The 17,897-nt window shown below is 71.4% G+C and carries 24 protein-coding genes; 15 read left to right on the top strand and 9 right to left on the bottom strand.

The genetic code is table 11. From position 1 onward, the window contains the following. The first annotated feature begins 34 nt into the window (after window positions 1-34). From G6N45_RS06050 to G6N45_RS06040, 3 genes are read left to right on the top strand one after another with little or no spacing between them, the layout of a single operon-like run. Entirely contained in the window at window positions 35-1,402 is a 1,368-nt protein-coding gene (locus G6N45_RS06050) for a septum formation family protein (protein WP_163720832.1), read from the top strand. A gap of 4 nt (window positions 1,403-1,406) precedes the next feature. Further along, window positions 1,407-1,757 carry a metallopeptidase family protein gene (locus G6N45_RS06045; protein WP_163720831.1) on the top strand — a complete coding sequence of 117 codons (351 nt, stop codon included), beginning with the start codon at window positions 1,407-1,409 and terminating at the stop codon, window positions 1,755-1,757. Window positions 1,758-1,817: 60 nt separating this feature from the next. Continuing rightward, window positions 1,818-2,018, top strand: coding sequence for a hypothetical protein (locus G6N45_RS06040; protein ID WP_163720830.1), 201 nt, complete (start codon window positions 1,818-1,820; stop codon window positions 2,016-2,018). On the opposite strand, the gene G6N45_RS06035 is transcribed toward G6N45_RS06040, so the two are convergent. Together G6N45_RS06035 and pheA are read right to left on the bottom strand one after the other, a co-directional pair. Further along, window positions 1,998-2,702: a histidine phosphatase family protein gene (locus G6N45_RS06035; protein ID WP_163720829.1), complete on the bottom strand. Its 705-nt coding sequence runs from the start codon at window positions 2,700-2,702 to the stop codon at window positions 1,998-2,000. The genes G6N45_RS06040 and G6N45_RS06035 overlap by 21 nt on opposite strands. Then, window positions 2,699-3,619, bottom strand: a complete 921-nt coding sequence (gene pheA / locus G6N45_RS06030) for a prephenate dehydratase (RefSeq protein ID WP_163720828.1) — start codon at window positions 3,617-3,619, stop codon at window positions 2,699-2,701. Before pheA ends, G6N45_RS06035 begins: the two co-directional genes overlap by 4 nt. A gap of 112 nt (window positions 3,620-3,731) precedes the next feature. On the opposite strand from pheA, the gene G6N45_RS06025 reads away from it, so the two are divergent. From G6N45_RS06025 to G6N45_RS06015, 3 genes are read left to right on the top strand one after another with little or no spacing between them, the layout of a single operon-like run. Beyond that, on the top strand, window positions 3,732-4,511 hold the full coding sequence (locus G6N45_RS06025; RefSeq protein WP_163720827.1) for a DUF2470 domain-containing protein: 780 nt from the start codon (window positions 3,732-3,734) through the stop codon (window positions 4,509-4,511). 26 nt (window positions 4,512-4,537) lie between these two features. Beyond that, on the top strand, window positions 4,538-5,305 hold the full coding sequence (locus G6N45_RS06020) for a CPBP family intramembrane glutamic endopeptidase (RefSeq protein ID WP_057149612.1): 768 nt from the start codon (window positions 4,538-4,540) through the stop codon (window positions 5,303-5,305). Window positions 5,306-5,314: 9 nt separating this feature from the next. After that, window positions 5,315-6,553: an LCP family protein gene (locus G6N45_RS06015; protein ID WP_407664300.1), complete on the top strand. Its 1,239-nt coding sequence runs from the start codon at window positions 5,315-5,317 to the stop codon at window positions 6,551-6,553. 6 nt (window positions 6,554-6,559) lie between these two features. Here G6N45_RS06015 and G6N45_RS06010 read toward each other — a convergent pair whose 3' ends face one another. The 3 genes from G6N45_RS06010 to G6N45_RS06000 are packed head-to-tail and all read right to left on the bottom strand — an operon-like array spanning window position 6,560 to window position 8,790. After that, window positions 6,560-7,381, bottom strand: a complete 822-nt coding sequence (locus G6N45_RS06010) for a glycerophosphodiester phosphodiesterase (RefSeq protein WP_163720826.1) — start codon at window positions 7,379-7,381, stop codon at window positions 6,560-6,562. 4 nt (window positions 7,382-7,385) lie between these two features. Continuing rightward, window positions 7,386-8,405 carry a DUF4328 domain-containing protein gene (locus tag G6N45_RS06005; RefSeq protein ID WP_163720825.1) on the bottom strand — a complete coding sequence of 340 codons (1,020 nt, stop codon included), beginning with the start codon at window positions 8,403-8,405 and terminating at the stop codon, window positions 7,386-7,388. A 34-nt stretch (window positions 8,406-8,439) separates the two neighbouring features. After that, on the bottom strand, window positions 8,440-8,790 hold the full coding sequence (locus G6N45_RS06000) for a rhodanese-like domain-containing protein (RefSeq protein WP_163720824.1): 351 nt from the start codon (window positions 8,788-8,790) through the stop codon (window positions 8,440-8,442). Window positions 8,791-9,197: 407 nt separating this feature from the next. On the opposite strand from G6N45_RS06000, the gene G6N45_RS27655 reads away from it, so the two are divergent. Beyond that, the gene (locus G6N45_RS27655) at window positions 9,198-9,356 is read left to right on the top strand and encodes a hypothetical protein (protein ID WP_170312429.1); all 159 of its coding nucleotides are present in this window, start codon (window positions 9,198-9,200) and stop codon (window positions 9,354-9,356) included. 6 nt (window positions 9,357-9,362) lie between these two features. On the opposite strand, the gene G6N45_RS05995 is transcribed toward G6N45_RS27655, so the two are convergent. Further along, window positions 9,363-9,647, bottom strand: coding sequence for a S24/S26 family peptidase (locus G6N45_RS05995; protein ID WP_179965341.1), 285 nt, complete (start codon window positions 9,645-9,647; stop codon window positions 9,363-9,365). 98 nt (window positions 9,648-9,745) lie between these two features. On the opposite strand from G6N45_RS05995, the gene sodN reads away from it, so the two are divergent. The 3 genes from sodN (at window position 9,746) to G6N45_RS05980 (ending at window position 11,731) form a co-directional block, all read left to right on the top strand. Beyond that, complete coding sequence (sodN, locus tag G6N45_RS05990) at window positions 9,746-10,168, top strand: superoxide dismutase, Ni (RefSeq protein WP_048420979.1); 423 nt, start codon at window positions 9,746-9,748, stop codon at window positions 10,166-10,168. A gap of 175 nt (window positions 10,169-10,343) precedes the next feature. Next, window positions 10,344-10,877, top strand: a complete 534-nt coding sequence (locus tag G6N45_RS05985; protein WP_057150726.1) for a hypothetical protein — start codon at window positions 10,344-10,346, stop codon at window positions 10,875-10,877. A 455-nt stretch (window positions 10,878-11,332) separates the two neighbouring features. Beyond that, window positions 11,333-11,731, top strand: coding sequence for a helix-turn-helix domain-containing protein (locus G6N45_RS05980; RefSeq protein ID WP_163720823.1), 399 nt, complete (start codon window positions 11,333-11,335; stop codon window positions 11,729-11,731). 6 nt (window positions 11,732-11,737) lie between these two features. Here G6N45_RS05980 and G6N45_RS05975 read toward each other — a convergent pair whose 3' ends face one another. From G6N45_RS05975 to G6N45_RS05965, 3 genes are all read right to left on the bottom strand, one after another. Then, on the bottom strand, window positions 11,738-12,901 hold the full coding sequence (locus G6N45_RS05975) for a hypothetical protein (RefSeq protein WP_163720822.1): 1,164 nt from the start codon (window positions 12,899-12,901) through the stop codon (window positions 11,738-11,740). Further along, window positions 12,898-13,389, bottom strand: a complete 492-nt coding sequence (locus G6N45_RS05970) for an ImmA/IrrE family metallo-endopeptidase (RefSeq protein ID WP_163720821.1) — start codon at window positions 13,387-13,389, stop codon at window positions 12,898-12,900. The genes G6N45_RS05975 and G6N45_RS05970 overlap by 4 nt, the downstream gene beginning before the upstream one ends. Before the next feature lie 89 nt (window positions 13,390-13,478). Continuing rightward, window positions 13,479-14,420, bottom strand: a complete 942-nt coding sequence (locus G6N45_RS05965) for a hypothetical protein (RefSeq protein ID WP_163720820.1) — start codon at window positions 14,418-14,420, stop codon at window positions 13,479-13,481. 209 nt (window positions 14,421-14,629) lie between these two features. Between G6N45_RS05965 and G6N45_RS05960 the strand changes: the two genes are divergently transcribed. The 5 genes from G6N45_RS05960 (at window position 14,630) to G6N45_RS05940 (ending at window position 17,865) form a co-directional block, all read left to right on the top strand. Then, window positions 14,630-15,286: a DUF6474 family protein gene (locus tag G6N45_RS05960; RefSeq protein WP_057149620.1), complete on the top strand. Its 657-nt coding sequence runs from the start codon at window positions 14,630-14,632 to the stop codon at window positions 15,284-15,286. Between the two features lie 4 nt (window positions 15,287-15,290). After that, window positions 15,291-15,815, top strand: a complete 525-nt coding sequence (locus tag G6N45_RS05955; RefSeq protein ID WP_246228902.1) for a hypothetical protein — start codon at window positions 15,291-15,293, stop codon at window positions 15,813-15,815. Between the two features lie 42 nt (window positions 15,816-15,857). Beyond that, on the top strand, window positions 15,858-16,412 hold the full coding sequence (locus G6N45_RS05950) for a copper resistance CopC family protein (protein WP_163720819.1): 555 nt from the start codon (window positions 15,858-15,860) through the stop codon (window positions 16,410-16,412). Further along, complete coding sequence (locus tag G6N45_RS05945; protein WP_163720818.1) at window positions 16,340-17,332, top strand: CopD family protein; 993 nt, start codon at window positions 16,340-16,342, stop codon at window positions 17,330-17,332. Before G6N45_RS05950 ends, G6N45_RS05945 begins: the two co-directional genes overlap by 73 nt. A gap of 77 nt (window positions 17,333-17,409) precedes the next feature. Beyond that, window positions 17,410-17,865, top strand: a complete 456-nt coding sequence (locus tag G6N45_RS05940; protein WP_163720817.1) for a hypothetical protein — start codon at window positions 17,410-17,412, stop codon at window positions 17,863-17,865. Window positions 17,866-17,897: the final 32 nt, after the last annotated feature.

The following is a 17,897-nucleotide window of genomic DNA, read 5'->3' as shown; positions in this document are numbered from 1 at the left end:
ACAGCGCCTGACACGCCTGTCACAATGGATCCCGATGTCCGAAGCACCCGAGACCGCGCCCGCCCGCCCGACGCGTTGGTGGCACAGCCTGCAGGCTGAGTCGACCCGCCGGGCGCTGCTGCTGACGGCACTGGGCGGGCTGCTGATCGCCGGCATCATCACCGCACTGCCGCAGGCCGATCCGGCCGGCGGCCTGACGGCGAACTCGATCTCGCTCGGCCCCCGCGGCAACGACACGTTCGACCATGCCAAGAGCGGGGACTGCCTGAACTGGCCGGAACGCACCCCCGACGCCGCCGAGATCGTCGACTGCACCGCCGAGCACCGGTTCGAGGTCGCCGAGTCCGTGGACATGCGCACGTTCCCGGGCAGCGAGTACGGGCCCGACGCCGCGCCGCCGTCGGCGGCCCGCATCCAGCAGATCAGCCAGGAGCAGTGCTCCGCGGCGGTCCGGCGCTACCTGGGCGCGAAGTTCGATCCGAACAGCCGGTTCACGATCAGCATGCTGTGGTCGGGCGACAAGGCCTGGAAGCAGTCCGGCGAGCGCCGCATGCTGTGCGGGCTGCAGCTGCCGGGCCCCAACAACCAGCAGCTGGCCTTCACCGGCAAGGTCGCCGACATCGACCAGTCCAAGGTGTGGACGGCGGGCACCTGTCTGGGCATCGACCCCTCGACCAATCAGCCGACCGACATCCCCGTCGACTGCGCGGCGCCGCACGCGATGGAGGTCACCGGCGCGGTGAACCTCGCCGAGCGGTTCCCCGGCGGCCTGCCTGCCGAAGCCGAGCAGGACTCCTTCATCAAGGACACCTGCACCAAGATGACCGACGCCTACCTGGCGCCGATCCAGCTGCGCAACACCACGCTGACACTGATCTACAGCACGATCTCGCTGCCCAGCTGGTCGGCGGGCAGCCGCCAGGTGTCGTGCAGCATCGGCGCCACACTCGGCAACGGCGGCTGGTCGACGCTGCTCAACAGCGCCAAGGGCCCACTGATGATCAACGGTCAGCCGCCGGTGCCGCCGCCCGACATCCCGGAGGAACGCCTCAACCTGCCTGCCATCGACGTGCCGCAGGTGCCCGACTCGTCATCGTCCTCCAGCAGCTCCGGCAGCGGTTCGTCGTCGTCGACCTCGGACCAGAGCACCGGCAGCGGGCAGCAGACCCAGCACATGCCGCAGCTGGCGACGACGGCCGCGCCGGCGCCCACCGAACAGGCCCCGCCCACCGACCAGGCGCCCGGGCAGGGCAACACGTTCCTCAACGGGCCTCCGCCGCCCCCGCCGGGCGCACCCTTGGACGGGCCGCCTCCCCCGGCGGACGTACCTCCGCCACCCGCGCCCGCGCCGGCCGAACCGCTGCCGCCCGCGCCGCTGCTGCCACCGCCGCCAGGGACCTGACCCCATGGCCGTGCGGATGAGTCCGCAACGGTTCGACGAGTTGGTCGGCGATGCGCTGGATCTCATTCCCGCCGATCTGGCGGCGGCCATCGACAACGTGGTGATCCTGGTGGCCGACCGCAACGCCGACGAACCGGAGCTCCTCGGCCTCTACGAGGGCGTCGCGCTGACCGAACGCGACTCCTGGTACGCCGGCGCTCTCCCGGACACGATCACGATCTATCGCGACGCCCTGCTGGACATCTGTCACAGCGACGACGAGGTGGTCAACGAGGTGGCGATCACGGTGATCCACGAGATCGCCCACCACTTCGGCATCGATGACGACCGGCTGCACGAACTCGGCTGGGGTTGAGCCCCCGCCGTCCTCGCGCGGCACCACGATCTCGTCGGCCATGGGTGCTATGAACGGGGCATGAGTCATCAGTGCCGTGCCTGCGCGGCGGGTCTCGAGCACTGCCACGGTGCGCTGATCCACCACGCCCACCGTCGGGACGAGTGCACGGAGGACGGGTGCATCACCCCGCCCGCTGCGCACGACATGCACCTGGACTGCAGCGCGGTCGGCTGCGTCTGCGACGAAGTCGGTGCGGTGTCAGCCCATCGGGTCGGCTGACGCCGAGTCGCCTGCCGTCGTCACCGAGGCCCCGGATCCGAACGGCGGGGTCAGCCGGCCCCACTGCACACAGCTCCACCGCCCGTCGGTGACCGGCGCGAGGATGACCGCCTCGGCGTTCGTGAGGTGGTGGTCGATCGCGAAGCCGGGCTCGACGCCGGCCAGCACGGCCGAGACCAGCCGGATCGCCGCGCCGTGGCTGACCACCACGATGTCGCGGCTCCACGCGTCGTCGTCGAGATAGCGCATCCGAAGCTGGTCGAGGACCGGCACGTAGCGCTCCAGCACCTGGTGCCCGGTCTCCCCGCCGGGCAGCGCCACGCTCAGCTCGCCGTCGTGCCAGCGCCGGTAGATCGCGTTGAACTCGTCGTGGGCGGCCTCGTCGGCGCGGTCCTCGAGCTCGCCGACCTGCACCTCGTGCAGGCCCTCGAATGCGTGCGGACCATCCGGGGCGGTGGGGATCGCCCCACGGATCGCCCCATGAATCTCGGTGGCGGTCTGCACCGCTCGGGTGGCGACCGAGTGGGCGATCAGCCCTGGCGGCTCGGCGAGCGTGCCTGCGAACCCGCGGGCCTGTTCGCGGCCGAGGTCGGTCAGTTCGGCACCGGGTGGCCGGGTGTCCAGCCGGCGCGCGACGTTGCCGTGCGACTGTCCGTGCCGGACGAGCACGAGCCGCCCGCTCACGGCGTGCCCTCCCGCAGCCGCTCGAGCCACGCCGACGCCTCGTCGAGGGCGGGCGGCGGCGTGCCCGCGGCCTCGCCGGTGGGCCACGACCCCAGGTAGCGCACGTCGGCGCAGCGGCGGTGCAGCGCGCGCAACGCCTCGGCGACCGGTTCGTCGTCGATGTGGCCGACGACGTCGAGGAAGAACATGTACGTGCCCAGTTCGACGCGGGTGGGCCGGGACTCGATGCGGGTCAGGTCGATGTCGCGGATCGAGAACTCCGTCATCGCCGCGACGAGCGCGCCCGGCACGTTCTCCAGGCGCAGCACGACCGACGTGCGGTCGGCGCCGGTGCGCTTCGGCGGTGCCGCCGGGGTGCCGACGAGGACGAATCGTGTCCGGGCGTTGGCCTCGTCGACGACGTCGGCCGCCAGCGCCTCCAGTCCGTAGCGCTGGGTGGCCAGCGCGGTGCTGACTCCGGCGTCTGCCCTGCCGTCGGCCACCTCGGTGGCGGCCGCGGCATTCGAATGTGCCGGCACCAGAACGGCTTTCGGTAGGTTCTCGGCCAGCCAGTGTCTGACCTGCGCCGCCGCCACCGGGAACGCGGCGACGGTGCGGATCTCGTCGGCGGTGGTGCCCGGGCGCACCGCGATGGTGAAGGCCACGTCGAGGGTGAGTTCGGCGTAGATCTGCAGTGGCGACCCTGCGGCGAGGCTGTCCAGAGTCGGCAGCACCGACCCCTCGATCGAGTTCTCGATCGGCACGCACGCGAACTCCGCGTCACCGGATCGGACCGCGGCCAGCGCCGCGGCCGTGCTGTCGGTGGCGATCGGGATGACCGGCCCTGCGAGGCCGGGGATCAGACCGTTCGACTCGATCGCGCGCAGGGCCGCCTCGGTGAACGTCCCTTCGGGACCGAGATAGGCGATGCCGGACACGGCGACAGCCTATCGGGTCAGCGTGGTAATCCCGTTCCGCTGTGGGAAGGCCTTGCGCCTGCCCGTCATCACCCCTAAGTTAGGGTTACCTTACCAACAGAAGGGCGACGCGATGACTGCACTTGCACCGACGGCCCCCTCGACGGCCGAGCGGATCCGCAGCGCGTGCGCACGGGCCGGCGGCGCCATGATCGCCGTCGACGGCATCGACCCCGCGACCACCCCCGTGCACCACCTGCTCTGCGACGGGTCGTTCGCCGTCACCGTGCCGTCCGCGGGCATGCTCGCCGGGCGGGTCGTCTCCGCCGGCGCGGCCGGCGTGCAGGCGGTGCTGGAGATGACCGACTACGCGCCGATCGCGCTGCGCGAACCGGTGCGCTCGCTGGTGTGGGTCCGGGGGCGGTTGCGCGACGTCGCCGACCGCGACATCAGCGGGCTGCTCGACCTCATCGCCGCCTCGGACCCGAATCCCGCTCTGCTGCAGGTCCATTCCGAGGAGAGCCGGTATGCGTTGCTGCGGCTGGAGATCGAGTCGGTGGTCGCCGCCGACTCCACCGGCGCAGAGTCCGTCGCGGTCGGCGACCTGCTGGCCGCGCGCCCGGACCCGTTCTGCGCGATGGAGTCCTGCTGGCTGCGGCATCTGGAGTCCGAACATCGCGACGTCGTCGACCGGCTCGCCAGCCGGCTGCCCGGTAGCCTGCGGCGCGGCCGGGTGCGTCCGCTCGGCCTCGACCGGTACGGGGTCGCGCTGCGGGTGGAATCCGACGCCGGCGACCACGACGTGCGATTGCCGTTCGCCGCGCCGGTGAACGACGTGACCGGGCTCAGCCGGGCGATCCGGGTGCTGATGGGCTGCCCGTTCCTCAACGGTCTGCGCGCCCGACGCGTCTGAGCGGGCGCACCGCTACCGTAGCTGCGGTGAGCTCGCCCGCCGACCGGCTGACCGATGCGCAGCGGCGCGCCCTGCGCATCGAGATCGCCGTCGTGCTGGCGGTGACCTTCGCGCTCAGCGCATACACCGCACTGCTGCGACTGATCGAGGCCGTGCTGCTCGGACTGTCCGGGCGGACGGTGGCGCTCAACCCCCGCCGCTCGCCGTTCAGCCTCATCGACCTGGGCCTCAACCTGGCCGGGCTGTTCCAGCTGCTGGCCTGGGGCGGGCTCGCGCTCTACCTGCTGTGGCGCGGTGGCGACGGCCCCGCACGCATCGGCCTGGGCCGAATCCGTTGGCGCTCCGATGTTCTCGGCGGTGTGGGGCTGGCGCTGCTGATCGGCGTACCCGGTCTGGCCCTCTATCAGATCGCTCGCCTGCTGGGGATGAACGCCTCCGTCGAACCTGCCGAGCTCAACGACACCTGGTGGCGCATCCCGGTGCTGCTGCTGCTGTCGTTCGGCAACGGGTGGGCCGAGGAGGTGGTCGTGGTGGGTTTCCTGCTGACCCGGTTGCGCCAGCTGCGGGTCAATCCCTGGCTGGCGCTGGTGATCTCGAGCCTGCTGCGCGGGACCTACCACCTGTACCAGGGTTTCGGCGCGGGACTGGGCAATGTCGCGATGGGACTGGTGTTCGGCTACGCGTGGCAACGCACCGGCCGGCTGTGGCCGCTGATCATCGCGCACACACTGATCGACGCGGTCGCTTTCGTCGGATACTCGTTGCTCGCGGGCCGACTGGGCTGGTTGCAGTAGGTTCTTGCTGTGACCGACAAGCGGCCGCCTGTCCCGGGGCCGGTTCCACCACCGCCGCCGCGGGGACATCCGCCCCGACGCGAGCCGCCGCAGTCGCTCCGGCGCGATCCGCACTACCGGCCCCCAGGACCGGTGTGGCCGCCGAATCCGCCGACACCGCCGCGCCGCGGGGTGCAACCTCCTCCGCCGGCCCGACCGCCCCGGCCGTCCACGCCGCCGCCCCCACCGCCCCCGCGCGCCCGTCGGCCTGCGCCGCCACCTCCCCCACCCGCGCCGCGCCGCGCACGCCGCGTGCGGCGGTGGCTGCGTCTGGTGCCGGTGATCCTGCTGGTGATGTGCCTGGCCGCGGTGGGCGTCGGCGCCTGGATCGACACGTCGCTGCGGCGCATCCCCGCACTCGCCGACTACGCCGAGCGGCCTGCGCAGGGTGCCGGGACGACGTGGCTGCTGGTCGGCTCCGACAGCCGCTCGGACCTGACCCCCGAACAACAGGCCGACCTGGCCACCGGCGGAGACCTCGGCAACAGCCGCACCGACACGATCCTGCTGGTGCACCTGCCTGGTCTGGGGTCGGGCACCCCGGCCACGATGGTCTCGATCCCGCGCGACTCCTACGTCCCGATCCCCGGCTACGACAGCGACAAGATCAACGCCGCGTTCTCCCTCGGCGGTCCCCCGCTACTCACCCAGACGGTCGAGGAGGCCACCGGCCTGCGGATCGACCACTACGCCGAGATCGGCTTCGGCGGCTTCGCGGGCCTCGTCGACGCGGTCGGCGGCGTCACCGTCTGCCCCACCGAGCCGATCAGCGACCCGCTGGCTGGCATCGACCTGCCCGCGGGCTGTCAGCACGTCGACGGCCGGCAGGCCCTCGGCTTCGTCCGCAGCCGGGCCACCCCACGCGCGGACCTCGACCGGATGGCCAACCAGCGCGCGTTCATGTCGACGCTCGTGCAACGGGCCGTCAGCCCGTCGGTGCTGCTGAACCCGTTGCGGTGGTACCCGATGGCGAGCGCCGCGGCGGACACGGTCACCGTCGACGACGGCGACCATATCTGGGATCTGGCGCGGCTGGGCTGGGCGCTGCGCGGTGACATGCAGAACATCACCGTGCCGATCGGGGAGTTCGGCGAGAACGGTTCGGGCTCGATCGTCGTGTGGGACAGCGACGCCGCCCAGCAGCTGTTCTCGGCCCTGGCCTCCGACGCCCCGATTCCCCAGGACGTGCTCGACGCGGCCAACCCGTAGCGGCCGCTAGTCGCGACCCGCCCCCGTCAGTCCGTTCTGCAGCCAATCCTTGGTGCGCCCAGGATGATTCGTCGCGATCCATGCCACGCCGAGGTCGCGGCAGTACTGCACGTCCTCGTAGTGGTCGACGGTCCAGCAGTACAAGGCGCGGCCCTGGGCCGCCGCCCGGTCCACCAGCTCCGGATGCGCGCGCAGCGTGGCGATCGACGGGCCGACCGCCGTCGCGCCCACCGTGGTGGCCGCGCCGCCGCCGAGGTAGCGGGAGGTCTCCCCGAGCAACACCGTCGGCAGCAGCGGGGCGGCGCGTCGGATCCGCCATACCGCGGCCGCGGAGAACGACATCACCACGGCGCGGGACAGATCCGCCGATGCCGGCGACGCGATCCCGTACCGGTGCAGCAGCGCCAGCACCTTGCTCTCCACGAGGGCGCCGTAGCGCACCGGGTGCTTGGTCTCGATGAACATCTTCACCGGCCGGTTCCAGTCCATGACCAGCGACACCAGGTCGTCGAGGGTCAGCAGACCCGTGTCGCCGTGGCTGCCGTCCGGACGCCAGCTGGGATGCCACGCGCCGTAGTCGAGCTCGCGAAGCTGCCCCAGCGTCATCTCGCTGACCAGGCCCGAACCGGTCGACGTCCGGTCCAGTCGACGGTCGTGCACGCACACCAGATGGCCGTCGCGGGTCAGCCGGACATCACATTCCACCGCGTCGGCGCCCTCGTCGAGGGCCCGCTCGTAGGCCGCCCGGGTGTGCTCCGGCCGGTCGGCGGAGGCGCCGCGGTGGGCCACCACGAAGGGGTGGCCGTCGGACGTCCCGCCGGAACTCATACCGTTATGCTGCCGGGTTCTGCCCTTCGGGCTCAACCGCACGCGCAGGATCGTCGGCTTTCGTCTCCCCGGGACCGGTTGCGGCGACCATGACCCAGCGCTTGGACGGCCGCTCCACGGGCTGGCGCTCGAAGCCCAGGAACACCTGCAGGACCAGCAGCACTGCGGCCGCGGCGAACAGATAGGCCACGATCGTGGTCACCGTGTTGTCGGCGATGCCCTGCGGATCCGTGGTGAAGCTGGTGGCGATGGAGAACAGCGACACCGCGGTGCTGGCGATCCACACCACCCACCACACCACGATCGGCCGGCCCATCCACCGCTGCCGGTCCTCGACATGGGCGAGCTCGAGAACGAACACCGGCGCCCACGCCAGGTTGACCAGCGGCACCAGGCAGCCGGCGCGCAGCGCCCACGACGGCCTCGGGTCCTCGTGGCGATGATGTGCGTACGCAGCGGCCCGCCGGGCGACCAGCCAGTTCGTCAACAGCAGCGCACTGGCCACGACCATGAAGATCGCCACGACGCTGGCCGCGACTCCTCCCCACGTGGCGAGGCCGGCCACCCACGGATTGAGCAGCACGGTGCGGTTGATGATGAGCAGCACGTACCGGATGAGGTGGACGAAAGCGGCCGCCGCGAGCACCGCGGCCGTCGTCACGAGCGTCATCCGGACCGCGTTCAGCGACGGGCCGGTGCGGACCGGCCGCTCCTCGGTGGGCGTCTCGAAGTGTTCGACCAGACCCCAGCGCGGAATCGTGGCGTAGCGCGGTGTCGGGCCGAGCGCGCGACGGGGACGCCGCGGCGGGGGCGGGGTGCCCGGCCGGACCGCGACCCAGCGGAAGCCCGACGGCAGTGCCGGTCCCGGCGCGCGCTGTGCAGGTCCGGTCCGGCGACGGCTCCACTCGGGTGACGAGGCTGGGCTCCCGGGCGCGAGCAGCGTGCCCCGGCATCGCGGACACCACACCCGCTGCCGGTCGCGCACGTTCCACCGCGTCCCGCACTGGGAGCACACCTGGATCATCCGGCCAGCTTAATGTCGTCGCCTCGGAGCCGGCTCAGACCGCACCCGTCCCGCCGTCGTCGGTCACCACCGGCCGGCCGGCACCGGCCCAGGCGAGCATGCCGCCGCTGACGTTGACAGGGCGGTAGCCGTTGCGGGCCAGATACTGGGCGACCCGCTGCGAGCGGCCCCCGGCGTGACAGACGACGAACAGCTCGGCGTCCGCCGGGATCTCCGCCATCCGGGCGGGGACGTCGCTCATCGGGATGTGGCGTGCGCCGGGCGCGTGCCCGGCACGCCACTCGTCGTCCTCTCGCACGTCGAGAAGCACCCGGGCGTCGTCGGCGTCGTCGAACGCCGACGGCACCTGTTCGATCGCCGCCTGTGGCACACCGGTGTCGTCCATGTGGCCATGCTGACACGTGCCGGACGGATGGCACCAGCGTGCCGGTCCGGCAGCAATATCGACTCGCACACGCACGCTATCCACAGATTCCACAGGTTCATCCACAGGCTGGAACACCGGTGACGCGGCGGTGAGCCGCCTGATCGCCGCGAGAACCGCCCCCGCTTGTGGATAACCGCGCCGCGAAACGCCGCAGCGATTCACAGCCCCTTGGCAGGACAGGAAACGAACCGAGCGAAATGGCTCGTAGTGCTAACGATTCGGTGTGCACGGCGTGACCGGCAGCGCCGATTTTTCCGCGGCGAACAAATGAGGTTATGATCGCGATCACAGGGTTGGACATGTGACCGATCTCACTGGGGTGAAGACTTGGGGGAGGTATCAAGCGTGCAGGTGAGGAGCGTCTGATGGCGCAATCGTCGATGGGTTCGGGATCCGCCTACCCGCCGTCGGAGTGGCAGCCGTCCTCGCGCGTCTACACCCGCAGCCAGCTGATGGCGTTCCTGAGGGCGGGGCTGATCGCCTTGGTCCTGCTCGCCGTGCTCGCCGTGCTCGTCCTGTTCTGACCCGACCTAACCCTCGCCTCGAGGGCCGGTCCGCACCGTCCACAACACCCGGTAGGACCGCGCCGCCGGCACCCAGCCGAACTGTCGCGAATCGGTCACCCCGGGCGCGCCCGCGTTGTCGGACACGGCTTCGAAGATCGTGCCGTCCTGCAAGGGACGTACGTTCCCGACGCGCTTGATGAGATAGCGAGACGACTTCAGCGGGTCGGGGAAAACCCGCAACTGCCCCGTCTTCGGGGCGCCGCACCGCACCGCGAGCAGTCCGTCGCCGGGCTGCAGAGTCGGACGCATGGAGTCCTCCACAACCACGAAGCGCCGCAGCGGCGGGCCATGCGGAAAGAGCCGCCGCCCCGGGTTACGCCTCATGACCTTGAGGGTAAGTTAGGACCATGCTGCATCGACTTTTCGCCAACGCAACCCCTGCCCATGCCCACTGCGATCTGTACTGCGGCGTCTACGATCCCGCGCAGGCCAAGATCGAGGCGCTGTCCTGCCTGAAAACGATTCAGAAGTACCACGATTCGGACGATGAGCACTTCAAGACCCGCGCGATCATCATCAAGGAGCGGCAGGCCGAAGAGGTCAAGCACCACCTGATGGTGCTGTGGGCCGACTTCTTCACCAAGGACCACTTCGAGCAGTTCCCGAACCTGCACCAGCTGTTCTGGGACGGCGTGCACGGCGCCGGCGACGTGAAGAAGTCGCTGGACGCGGCGGTGGCCGAGAAGCTGCTCAAGACGATCGACGAGATCGCCGACATCTTCTGGCAGACCGACAAGGGCAAGCAGATGGGCGTCTACCCGCCCGCCTGACACGCTCCGCACATCCACGTCACCCGGCCCGGTCGCCCGTCGACCGGGCCGGTTTTCGTCTGAGCTTCCCGGCGGACTCCTCGTGTCCACTTGCGCGTCACCGGGAACCTGCCGCATCCTGAGCAAATCGACCCACAGACGTGTCTGCTTTTGCTCACCGATGCCGGGAGGCGAGATGGATTTCGGGTCCGGTCGGGCGATCGAGATCGCACCGTTTCATTCGCACGGTTCGCTGAAGGGTTTCGTGGTGTCCGGCCGGTGGCCGGATTCGACCAAGGAGTGGGCGCAGCTGCTGATGGTGGCGGTGCGGGTGGCCTCGCTGCCCGGACTGCTGTCCACCACCACGATCTTCGGTGCGCGTGAGGAGTTGCCCGACGAACCCGAACCGGGCACGGTCGGCCTCGTCCTGGCCGAGGGGACCGTGGTCGGCGAATCCGCGGTCGCTCCCGGGCACTTCGCCGAGCGCCAGCCCCCTGCTCTGCTGATGCTGCATCCCCCGTCGGAGACCACACCGTCACTGCCGGAGTGCAGCGGCGCCGCCTCAGGGTGCGTGCTGCTGCCGGGGCTGCCTCATCTGGGGCTCGAGCATCGCGCTGCGTGGGTCGAGGCGGAATCGGACGGCACCGTGACGTCGATGGTCAGCCGCGTCGGTGTCGACCCGATCAGCCATCCCGACACGGCCATTCTCGCGATGCTTCTGGCCGCCTGAGCCACCCATTCCGTCGTCTGCCACTGGCTACTGACACCATTCGCGGCTGAGCCGAGTCCCGCGGCGGCGGGGGTTTGCGCGCGACGAGGACCGGAGCCCATCGGACCGGGGCGGGTCCGCGGTGATGCGCCTCACGTCCAGCAAACCTCGCGTCGGGGGTCCCCGCTTTCGCGGGCGGTTGCCGGCGACGGATCGCGCTTCCCCAAAGCCACCACTCCTGGAAAAGCCGCGCGTATGCTAACTACGGGGGCGTTATTATTTGCCTAGCTGCACCTTGCCATGGGGGTGGGAGGTGTCCACGTCGGCGCCGTTCACACAAGCAGCGGCGCAACGCGACGCGAGCCCGGATAGACTTTTCCGTGGTTTGCACTTGGTTGTGGACACATCTGTCGCTACGATGATCAGCAAATACGCCGCCCCAAAACCCCGCTCGCCTGTATGTGGAGGTCAATCCCATGAGCAACACGTTTGCCGCTCGACTGAACCGCTTGTTCGACACCGTTTACCCGCCAGGACGTGGCCCACACACTTCGGCCGAGGTGATCGCGGCACTCAAGGCCGAGGGGGTGACCATGTCGGCGCCCTATCTGTCCCAGTTGCGTTCCGGCAACCGCACCAACCCGTCCGTGGCGACCATGGCCGCGCTTGCCAACTTCTTCCGAATCAAGCCCGCCTACTTCACCGACGACGAGTACTACGAGAAGCTCGACAAGGAGCTGACGCTGCTCGCCGGGATGCGTGACGAGGGCGTTCGCCGCATCGCGGCACGCACGGTGGGCTTGTCCGCCGAGGCGAAGCAGGACATCGTGCAGAAGGTCGACGAGCTGCGCCGCAAGGAGAACCTGCAGGATTAGCCTCCGTCACTCCGGCGGGTCAGAACGGCGAAGGCCGCCCCTCGACCTGCCGGAGTCCACGGCGCGATACTGTTCGGCGATTTCGAGGATCCACTCCCGGTCGGAGTAGGTCGCCGGCTGCCGCAACCAGGGCAGGCCCGGGAATTCCTCTCCGTTGGCGATCCACGCGGCGATGGCGCGGGCCTGCTCCACCGGTGACACATCGGGTGCCGCGTCCTCGGTGACGTGGTCCTCGTCGTCGGTCTCGGCCTCGGACACGTCTGCCCCGCCACCTCTCCCGTCGACCCGCTGCCACGCCCCCGCCGCCGCCGTGGCCTCCAGGAACAGCGCATCGGAGATCAGCGACATGCGCTCGGCCACCCGAAAGACCAGCGGCCCGCGCGGGCGCACCCCGATGCCGACGTCCGGGTGCCGACGGCCCAGTTCGGTCAGCAGCGGCTGGATCGTGCGCAGCTCGCGGCGCGCGCCGAACCAGTCTTCGAGGCTGGGCAGCAGCGAGCCCGCGGCCACGATCAGCATCGCGCAGCCCAGCAGCGTCGCCGCGGCGCCCACGCCCACCAGCCCGCTCGTGCCAACCGCGCGCAGCAGGAAGAAAGCCAGCGCCGCGACGATCAGCACGATGCCGACGGTGAACACGAACAGCGCCCGTCCCCGTCGCGTCCGGTTACTGTGCCGCAGGCCGGCCCAGGCCACCAGGCTCAGCGCGAGCATGACGTACAGCAGCGGCAGCAGCCACGGGATCGAGGTGCCGTCGGAGCCGAGGCTGCGCCGCAGGTACTCCTGGGGCGCCATCTCCGGCTCCCGGCCTGCGGCGAAGAACACTGCCAGGCTCACCGCTGCGATCAGCGCCGCGACGCCGTACTGCACCATCGCGAGTTTCCGGGCGGCCGCCGGGGAACGCAGCGACGACACCGTCGTGATCATCACGCAGCTGCCCGCCGCGCAGGCGATCAACGCCACCTGGCTGAGCCCCATCGAGATGTTCGGCCAGTGCAGCAGTGTGTCGATCAGCAGGGTCAGCGGCTGCCAGTTCAGCGCCGCCACCACGCCGAGGCTGCCCAGGGCCAGGATCATCGCGGTGCTGACCAGGGACTGCTTGTTGACCAGCGCCCATCCGATACGAAGTCCGGTCGCCAGGCCCAGAAGACCGGCGATCACCCAGACGATCAACCAAACGCCTCTCCGAGACGTACCTGCACGATCGAGGACCGGTCGGACGGCAGCCGGCCCAGCCGGTAGATGAGCAGGGCGGCGAAGTCCTCGGCCTCCTGCTCGGCGTCCTCCCCGTTGGGTCCCATGCACCCGGTGCGCTGGTTGAGCATGTAACCGATCAGTTCCGAGCTGGCCACCTCGGTGCTGTCCCGGGCCGCCTGCGTGACGGGGATGCCCTCGTGCCCGAGCACGAGGTGGCCCAGTTCGTGAGCCAGCGTGCGGTCCCACGCGGGCAGGCCCTGCTGGATGAGGAACACGTCGCGGTCGGCGTACTGGCGCCACTGCCCGCACACGCCGGGCGGCAGGTCGCCGGAGGTGAGCTCGATGGGCCGGTGGCGGTGGACGCTGACCGCCTCGACCAGCCGGGGCACCGAGACTTCGCCCCGGCGCGGGGCCAGATCGAGCACCTCACTGACCGCGCGGGTGACGCGCCGGCTCGCAGGCATGGCTCCCCTTCCATCCCGTTCCACCCAATCGGACCCGGTCCGATATCTCCACTATGCGCTGCTCACCCCGGCGGAGTGAACGAAACCCCTCAGTTCATGAATCGTGCTGTGCCGCGGGCTCGCACCGCCTGGCCGGCCTTTGCCTGGCGATAGCCTAATAACCCGCCCAGTGCGGTGAGCACCAGAATTCCGGCGACGCCGGGCAGCGCGAGCGCCGCGAGTCGCGACGTGCCCGCGCTGCGCAATGCCTCGCCGTACCCGACCCGGCCCGGCGGTGTCGCCGGCGATCCGGCGGGCGCCTCGGGTGCCGGGGGTGGCTGCCGCGCCGGCGGTGGTTCGGCGACGGCCCCGCGCGGTCCGGCCGGCATCCCGCCACCGGTGCCTGCCGGCGTCGCGGCGCCACCGGTGCCTGCCGGAACGGGAACGGGAACGGGAACGGGAACGGCGAGTATCGGCACGCTGATCGGAGCCGCTGTGCCGGCAGCCGGCAGCCCGGCGCCGGGGATCGTGTCGATCACGTCGGGATCGAACGGAACATCGGTCGGTGGTCGGGTGCCGGCGGGCCCCGTGCCGATGCGGGGTGGGCCGGCCGGGCGGGGGACGCCCACAGGGCGGTCGCTGCCGCCGCCCGCTCCGGACGGGTTCGGCGCGCCGGGCGGATCCGGGTCGTCGTCCGGCCACGGCCACGGCCAGCCGTGCCCGCAGTCCTTCGAGCCGTCCTTGCAGCACGGCCGCGACGGATCCTCGGCGGCGGCGACCTTCGTGTCACCGTCGACGTTCTCGCCGACGGAGGCTTCGTCGTCGGAGGCCTCGTCGGCGGGAGGCGCGGGTTCGGCCTCGGATCGTGACTCCCCGCCGGCGTCGCGCTCAGACGCATCGGCCTTGTCGTCGACGCCATCGTCGACGCCGGCATCCGTGGCGCCGGCGACATCTGCCGGGTCGGCGTACGCCGTCGGCGTCCCGGCGCACCCGGCCCACACCCCACCGGCGACGAGGCAGGCTGCTGCAGCGGTGCGCGCGCGCGAACCCACGTCGTCACCACCTCTCCAGGGGTCTGGCGTCGAGAACGCTCAGAGGTTGCGTCGATTCTCGCACAGGAGCGAGTTTGCTGACCGAGGTAACTCCGCCGCTGACCGGGGCACACCCGAGCCACCCCGTACCCCGAACGATAGTGTGGGTCAGCGTCACCGCCGCATCTCCGGCGGGACATGCCGGTGAGAAGAGTGGAGAGGCCGCAGGGATGAGTCTGTTCAAACGACGGAAGTCCCGTGCAACCCGCAGGGCCGAGGCGCGGGCGATCAAAGCCAAAGCCAAGCTGGAAGCCAAGCTCTCGGCCAAGAACGAGGTGCGTCGCTTCAAGGCCGAACAGAAGGCCACCGAGCGTGCCCTGCGCGCGCAGCTACGCGCTCAGCGCGACAGCGACCGGGCCGCGCTCAAAGTTGCTGAAACGCAATTGAAGGCCGCGCGCGAAGGCAAGTTGTTCTCCCCCACCCGGGTTCGCAGGGCGCTGACCGTATCTCGTTTGCTGGCACCGGTGGTCGTGCCGCTGGTCTACCGTGCCTCGATCTCTGCACGGGGCCTGATCGACGAGCGCCGGGCCGACAGGCTGGGTGTCCCGGTCAGTCAGCTGGGCCAGTTCTCCGGGCATGGAGGCGAGCTGTCGGCGCGCATCGCGGGCGCCGAGCAGTCCCTGCGGCAGCTGACCGAGAAGAAGCCCAAGGACGCCGAGACCAAGCAGTTCGCCGCCGCGATCAGCGAACGCCTCACCGACCTGGCAGCCGCGGTCACCGCCGCGGAGAACATGCCACCGGCCCGCCGGCGGCCCGCCCACGCGGCCATCGCGCAGCAGCTCGACGGCATCGACGCCGACCTGCTGGCGCGCCTGGGCGTGGCCTGACCCGTTGTCCAGCCCGTCGGTCCGGCAGGGGGCGCTGCTGCGCGGTGGCGCCGCGGCCCTGCTGACGGCGGCGCTCACGCTGGCCGCGCACGCTCTCGGCGGCGGCGGTCTCCCGTCGGGCCCCGCCGCGGTGCAGCTGCTGCTGGTCGCCGCGACGGTCGGCGCCACCGCAACGGCGCTACCGCGGACCGGCGACGTCCGGCTGATGGCGCTCCTGCTGACGGCGGGTCAGCTCGCCGGCCACGGAATCCTCAGCGCCGCCGCCCATCACGCGCATGCCGCTCCCGCGCCGCCGTGGGCGATGGCCGCCGCGCACCTGGCCGCGGTGCTCGCGGGCGCCGCCCTGATCAGCGCAGGCGACCGATTGTGCCGGGCGCTCAGCCGTGTCGTGCGGCGCACCCTGGTGCGCATCCCGCCACCGGTGTCCATCGGGCCGGCTGCCGCCGTGGGCGGCGCCGACCAACCGCTGTTCTCGTCGCTGATGCTCGCCTCGTCGTTGTCGCACCGGGGTCCGCCTGTCGCGGGCTGACCCCGCGACCACAGACGGACACCACACAGAAAGACAACACCGATGAAGGCACTTCATCGTGGGTCGGCCATGCTCGCCCACGTTCTCGCCGCCGCCGCCCTGGCGAGCGGTCTGTTCCTGGGGGCACTGACCTCCGCCGGGCCCGCGTGGGCCCACGCCGCGCGCATTGCCGGCGACCCCGCCGACAACGCCGAACTGACCCAGTCCCCGCCGAAGGTCAGCGCGACGTTCAACGAGGACATGCAGTCCGAGTTCGCCGCGATGACGGTGGTCGGTCCCGACGGCGCGCAGTGGGGCGACGGCACCCCCACCGTGGATGGAGCGGTCATCAGCGTCGGCGTGCGCAGCGGCGCACCTGCCGGGACTTACACCGTCAACTACCGCGCGACGTCGGCCGACGGTCACGTGGTCACCGGTTCCTGGTCGTACCGCGTGACGACGGCTGCCACCGCGACACCGGCGTCGCCCGCTGCCGCCACCCCGGGGCCGGCGGCAGCGCAACCGTCGTCCGGCGGACTGCCGGCATGGCCGTTCGCAGTGGCGGCGGTCGCCGTGGTGGCGGCGGGCGCGGTGTGGGCGGTCCGGCGCAGGTCGTGACGCACCGCCGGGCGGTGGCGGGCGGGGGGTTCGTCGCCGCGGCGGCGGGCGTGCTGGCCTGGGCGCTGGCCTTTCCCGGGGCGCCGCTGGCGGTGGCGCTGATCAGGGGGTTGGCCGACTGTGCCGCCGTGGTCGCCGTGGGGCTGGCCGCCGTGTCCGCGCTCGACGGTCCCCGATATCGCGGCGAGTTGCTGCGACGGGCCGCCGCGCCGCTGGCGGCCGCGTCGGCAGTGTGGCTTGCGGCCGAGCTGGTGCGTCTGGTGCTCGCTGCCGCCGAGGCCGCGGGCAGCAGCGCCGTCCGCGTCGGGGCGCGCACGGTGTGGGACTTCACCCTGCACACCGCGCCCGGCAGGGCCGGCCTGGTGACCATCGCGGCGGCGGCCGTGGTGTGCGCGGCGGCCTGCTTCGCCCCGCGGACCACGGCCACGGCGGCCGCGACAGCGGGTGCCGCGGCCATCGGCGTCGCGGGCCACCCGCTCACCGGGCATCTGGCCGATCAGCCGATGGCCGGGGTGGCCGTCGCGCTGCATGCGCTGGCGGCCGCCGTGTGGTGCGGTGTCCTGGCGGCGCTCGTCCTGACCGTCGACCACCGCGGCCAGTGGGCGCGGGTGTTGCCGCGGTTCTCCCAGCTGTCCCTCGGGTGCGTCGCGGTGCTGCTCGTCGGCGGCGTGGTGGCCGGACTGGCCCTGCTGGACACGCCAGGGCAGCTGATCGGGACCGGTTGGGGCCGGGTACTGAGTGCCAAGATCGCGCTCACGATCGCGCTGACGGTGCTCGCCTGGCGCAACCGCGCGCACTGGCTGCCCGCGGCCAGGGCGCACCGCTCCAGCGCCGAGGTGTCCCGCGCGCGGGCCTACACCGAACTGGCGCTGATGGCCGCGACCCTGGCCGCCGCCGCGACGCTCGCGGTGACGGGCTGACACCGGGACGGCCGTCACGAGTGACCTGGCATGATTGAGGCACCCTGCCGGTGCAGAGACGTCAAAGGAGCAGCGACATGGCGGAGCAGTCGGACCGGCCCGAGGACGGGCACGATCCCGCACGCCCGGAGCCCGATCCGGTGAAGAAGGCGCCCGCCGCGAAGAAAGCACCCGCCAAGAAGGCCCCGGCGAAGAAGGCTCCGGCCAAGAAGGTCCCCGCCAAGAACGCGCCCGCGAAAAAGGCTGCCGCTCCGGCGAAGAAGGCCCCGGTCAAGAAGGCGCCGCCGAAGAAGGGCCCGGTCGCGCAGGTGGCACCGCCGCAGGACGCCGATGCACTGGCGACCGCCGCCAAAGAGGCTGCGGCACAGGCGAAGTCGACCGTCGCCACCGCGAGCACCGCTGTCACCGGCCCGCCGCCGGTACCGCGTGAAGCCCCTGCGTCGTCACGGCTGCCCGTCGCCGCCGCGGTGATCACCGGTGTGCTGGCGCTCATCGTGGTGCTGTTGGCTGCGCGGCGCAACCACGACGACTGACCGTCGCCCTCCTGGAGGAACTGATGCACGGC

The organism is Mycolicibacterium psychrotolerans, assembly GCF_010729305.1.
Lineage (GTDB): Bacteria > Actinomycetota > Actinomycetes > Mycobacteriales > Mycobacteriaceae > Mycobacterium > Mycobacterium psychrotolerans.
This window is presented reverse-complemented; position numbering and strand designations above follow the sequence as displayed.